Source organism: Streptomyces sp. ALB3 (assembly GCF_044385685.1).
Lineage (GTDB): Bacteria > Actinomycetota > Actinomycetes > Streptomycetales > Streptomycetaceae > Streptomyces.
In genome coordinates this window covers 1-5273 of the sequence record NZ_JBISCE010000007.1, presented here as the reverse complement: position 1 = coordinate 5273, position 5273 = coordinate 1, and the positions used below count along the sequence as shown (strand labels likewise).

Below are 5273 nucleotides of genomic sequence, written 5' to 3'. Positions count from 1 at the left end.
AACACAGTGGACGCGAGCAACTGAGGACAAGCCCTCGGCCTATTAGTACCAGTCAGCTCCACCCGTTACCGGGCTTCCACATCTGGCCTATCAACCCAGTCGTCTACTGGGAGCCTTAACCACTCAAGGTGGTGGGAATACTCATCTCGAAGCAGGCTTCCCGCTTAGATGCTTTCAGCGGTTATCCTTTCCGAACGTAGCCAACCAGCCATGCCCTTGGCAGGACAACTGGCACACCAGAGGTTCGTCCGTCCCGGTCCTCTCGTACTAGGGACAGCCCTTCTCAATATTCCTACGCGCACAGCGGATAGGGACCGAACTGTCTCACGACGTTCTAAACCCAGCTCGCGTACCGCTTTAATGGGCGAACAGCCCAACCCTTGGGACCGACTCCAGCCCCAGGATGCGACGAGCCGACATCGAGGTGCCAAACCATCCCGTCGATATGGACTCTTGGGGAAGATCAGCCTGTTATCCCCGGGGTACCTTTTATCCGTTGAGCGACAGCGCTTCCACAAGCCACTGCCGGATCACTAGTCCCGACTTTCGTCCCTGCTCGACCCGTCGGTCTCACAGTCAAGCTCCCTTGTGCACTTACACTCAACACCTGATTGCCAACCAGGCTGAGGGAACCTTTGGGCGCCTCCGTTACTCTTTAGGAGGCAACCGCCCCAGTTAAACTACCCATCAGACACTGTCCCTGATCCGGATCACGGACCCAGGTTAGACATCCAGCACGACCAGAGTGGTATTTCAACGACGACTCCACAACCACTGGCGTGGCCGCTTCAAAGTCTCCCACCTATCCTACACAAGCCGAACCGAACACCAATATCAAACTATAGTAAAGGTCCCGGGGTCTTTCCGTCCTGCTGCGCGAAACGAGCATCTTTACTCGTAGTGCAATTTCACCGGGCCTATGGTTGAGACAGTCGAGAAGTCGTTACGCCATTCGTGCAGGTCGGAACTTACCCGACAAGGAATTTCGCTACCTTAGGATGGTTATAGTTACCACCGCCGTTTACTGGCGCTTAAGTTCTCAGCTTCGCACACCCGAAAGTGCACTAACCGGTCCCCTTAACGTTCCAGCACCGGGCAGGCGTCAGTCCGTATACATCGCCTTACGGCTTCGCACGGACCTGTGTTTTTAGTAAACAGTCGCTTCTCGCTGGTCTCTGCGGCCACCCCCAGCTCACCGAGTAAATCGGATCACCAGTGATGGCCCCCCTTCTCCCGAAGTTACGGGGGCATTTTGCCGAGTTCCTTAACCATAGTTCACCCGAACGCCTCGGTATTCTCTACCTGACTACCTGAGTCGGTTTAGGGTACGGGCCGCCATGAAACTCGCTAGAGGCTTTTCTCGACAGCATAGGATCATCCACTTCACCACAATCGGCTCGGCATCAGGTCTCAGCCTTAACGTGTGACGGATTTACCTACCACACGGCCTACACCCTTACCCCGGGACAACCACCGCCCGGGCTGGACTACCTTCCTGCGTCACCCCATCGCTTACCTAATACAAGTCTGGTTCGTCGGCTCCACCACTACCCTCAACTCCGAAGAGATCGGGCCGGCTTCACGGACTTAGCATCGCCTGATTCAGTATTGGGCGTTTCAAAGCGGGTACCGGAATATCAACCGGTTGTCCATCGACTACGCCTGTCGGCCTCGCCTTAGGTCCCGACTTACCCTGGGCAGATCAGCTTGACCCAGGAACCCTTAGTCAATCGGCGCACACGTTTCTCACGTGTGTATCGCTACTCATGCCTGCATTCTCACTCGTGAACCGTCCACAACTCGCTTCCGCGGCTGCTTCACCCGGCACACGACGCTCCCCTACCCATCCATACTCCCGTTGGGGATATGTGTATGAATGACACGACTTCGGCGGTACGCTTGAGCCCCGCTACATTGTCGGCGCGGAATCACTTGACCAGTGAGCTATTACGCACTCTTTCAAGGGTGGCTGCTTCTAAGCCAACCTCCTGGTTGTCTCTGCGACTCCACATCCTTTCCCACTTAGCGTACGCTTAGGGGCCTTAGTCGATGCTCTGGGCTGTTTCCCTCTCGACCATGGAGCTTATCCCCCACAGTCTCACTGCCGCGCTCTCACTTACCGGCATTCGGAGTTTGGCTAAGGTCAGTAACCCGGTAGGGCCCATCGCCTATCCAGTGCTCTACCTCCGGCAAGAAACACACGACGCTGCACCTAAATGCATTTCGGGGAGAACCAGCTATCACGGAGTTTGATTGGCCTTTCACCCCTAACCACAGGTCATCCCCCAGGTTTTCAACCCTGGTGGGTTCGGTCCTCCACGAAGTCTTACCTCCGCTTCAACCTGCCCATGGCTAGATCACTCCGCTTCGGGTCTAGAGCGTGCAACTCAATCGCCCTATTCGGACTCGCTTTCGCTACGGCTTCCCCACACGGGTTAACCTCGCTACACACCGCTAACTCGCAGGCTCATTCTTCAAAAGGCACGCAGTCACGACTGCATGTGCAAGCACATACAGCGACGCTCCCACGGCTTGTAGGCACACGGTTTCAGGTACTATTTCACTCCGCTCCCGCGGTACTTTTCACCATTCCCTCACGGTACTATCCGCTATCGGTCACCAGGGAATATTTAGGCTTAGCGGGTGGTCCCGCCAGATTCACACGGGATTTCTCGGGCCCCGTGCTACTTGGGTGTCTCTCAAACGAGCCGTTAATGTTTCAGCTACGGGGGTCTTACCCTCTACGCCGGACCTTTCGCATGTCCTTCGCCTACATCAACGGTTTCTGACTCGCCTCACAGCCGGCAGACTGTGAAAGAGAGATCCCACAACCCCGTAAGCGCAACCCCTGCCGGGTATCACACGCATACGGTTTGGCCTCATCCAGTTTCGCTCGCCACTACTCCCGGAATCACGGTTGTTTTCTCTTCCTGAGGGTACTGAGATGTTTCACTTCCCCTCGTTCCCTCCACACTGCCTATGTGTTCAGCAGCGGGTGACAGCCCATGACGACTGCCGGGTTTCCCCATTCGGAAACCCCCGGATCAAAGCTTGGTTGACAGCTCCCCGGGGACTATCGTGGCCTCCCACGTCCTTCATCGGTTCCTGGTGCCAAGGCATCCACCGTGCGCCCTTAAAAACTTGGCCACAGATGCTCGCGTCCACTGTGCAGTTCTCAAACAACGACCAGCCACCCATCACCCCACCCTTACAGGTGAGTGCACTGGGGCCGGCAACCGAAGGCAGCCTTACGGCCATACCTTCAGATACCCAACAGCGTGCCCGACCCGATCAACCCATTCCCGTGTTCCACGCCGAAGCAGTACTAACGAAAACAAGCTCACCGTGCCGAATAGTCAACGTTCCACCCATGAGCAACCACCGTCGAACATTTGCCGACGAAATGGTCTCTGGATTCCCCGAAGGAAACCTAGATGCTCCTTAGAAAGGAGGTGATCCAGCCGCACCTTCCGGTACGGCTACCTTGTTACGACTTCGTCCCAATCGCCAGTCCCACCTTCGACAGCTCCCTCCCACAAGGGGTTGGGCCACCGGCTTCGGGTGTTACCGACTTTCGTGACGTGACGGGCGGTGTGTACAAGGCCCGGGAACGTATTCACCGCAGCAATGCTGATCTGCGATTACTAGCAACTCCGACTTCATGGGGTCGAGTTGCAGACCCCAATCCGAACTGAGACCGGCTTTTTGAGATTCGCTCCGCCTCGCGGCATCGCAGCTCATTGTACCGGCCATTGTAGCACGTGTGCAGCCCAAGACATAAGGGGCATGATGACTTGACGTCGTCCCCACCTTCCTCCGAGTTGACCCCGGCAGTCTCCTGTGAGTCCCCATCACCCCGAAGGGCATGCTGGCAACACAGAACAAGGGTTGCGCTCGTTGCGGGACTTAACCCAACATCTCACGACACGAGCTGACGACAGCCATGCACCACCTGTATACCGACCACAAGGGGGGCACCATCTCTGATGCTTTCCGGTATATGTCAAGCCTTGGTAAGGTTCTTCGCGTTGCGTCGAATTAAGCCACATGCTCCGCTGCTTGTGCGGGCCCCCGTCAATTCCTTTGAGTTTTAGCCTTGCGGCCGTACTCCCCAGGCGGGGAACTTAATGCGTTAGCTGCGGCACCGACGACGTGGAATGTCGCCAACACCTAGTTCCCAACGTTTACGGCGTGGACTACCAGGGTATCTAATCCTGTTCGCTCCCCACGCTTTCGCTCCTCAGCGTCAGTAATGGCCCAGAGATCCGCCTTCGCCACCGGTGTTCCTCCTGATATCTGCGCATTTCACCGCTACACCAGGAATTCCGATCTCCCCTACCACACTCTAGCTAGCCCGTATCGAATGCAGACCCGGGGTTAAGCCCCGGGCTTTCACATCCGACGTGACAAGCCGCCTACGAGCTCTTTACGCCCAATAATTCCGGACAACGCTTGCGCCCTACGTATTACCGCGGCTGCTGGCACGTAGTTAGCCGGCGCTTCTTCTGCAGGTACCGTCACTTTCGCTTCTTCCCTGCTGAAAGAGGTTTACAACCCGAAGGCCGTCATCCCTCACGCGGCGTCGCTGCATCAGGCTTTCGCCCATTGTGCAATATTCCCCACTGCTGCCTCCCGTAGGAGTCTGGGCCGTGTCTCAGTCCCAGTGTGGCCGGTCGCCCTCTCAGGCCGGCTACCCGTCGTCGCCTTGGTAGGCCATCACCCCACCAACAAGCTGATAGGCCGCGGGCTCATCCTTCACCGCCGGAGCTTTTAACCCCGTCCCATGCGGGACAGAGTGTTATCCGGTATTAGACCCCGTTTCCAGGGCTTGTCCCAGAGTGAAGGGCAGATTGCCCACGTGTTACTCACCCGTTCGCCACTAATCCACCCCGAAAGGCTTCATCGTTCGACTTGCATGTGTTAAGCACGCCGCCAGCGTTCGTCCTGAGCCAGGATCAAACTCTCCGTGAATGTTTTCCCGTAATCGGGATCACAACACGAGAGCGGAACGACCAGGTCGGAATAAGACCGGTCGTTCACAGCGTCCTCGCTGTTGTTGCCTACCCGACCCGAAGGACCGGTAGGACTTTTCAAAGGAACCACCAACCTGCCGAAGCAGGCCGGGGTATCAACATATCTGGCGTTGACTTTTGGCACGCTGTTGAGTTCTCAAGGAACGGACGCTTCCTTCGGTCCCGTTTCACCGGGGCCCTCCGGGCGCTTCCCTTCTGTTCTTGCGTTTCCGACTCTATCAGACTCTTTCGTGTCCGATT

2 rRNA genes are annotated in these 5273 nt (G+C 56.8%); both read right to left on the bottom strand.

The features are described from left to right. Positions 1 to 22: 22 nt before the first annotated feature. A 23S ribosomal RNA gene (locus tag ACHFIV_RS06970) occupies positions 23 to 3147 on the bottom strand. A 298-nt stretch (positions 3148 to 3445) separates the two neighbouring features. Continuing rightward, positions 3446 to 4971, bottom strand: a 16S ribosomal RNA gene (locus ACHFIV_RS06965). Together the 16S and 23S rRNA genes form the textbook arrangement of a ribosomal RNA operon. Between the last annotated feature and the right edge of the window lie 302 nt (positions 4972 to 5273).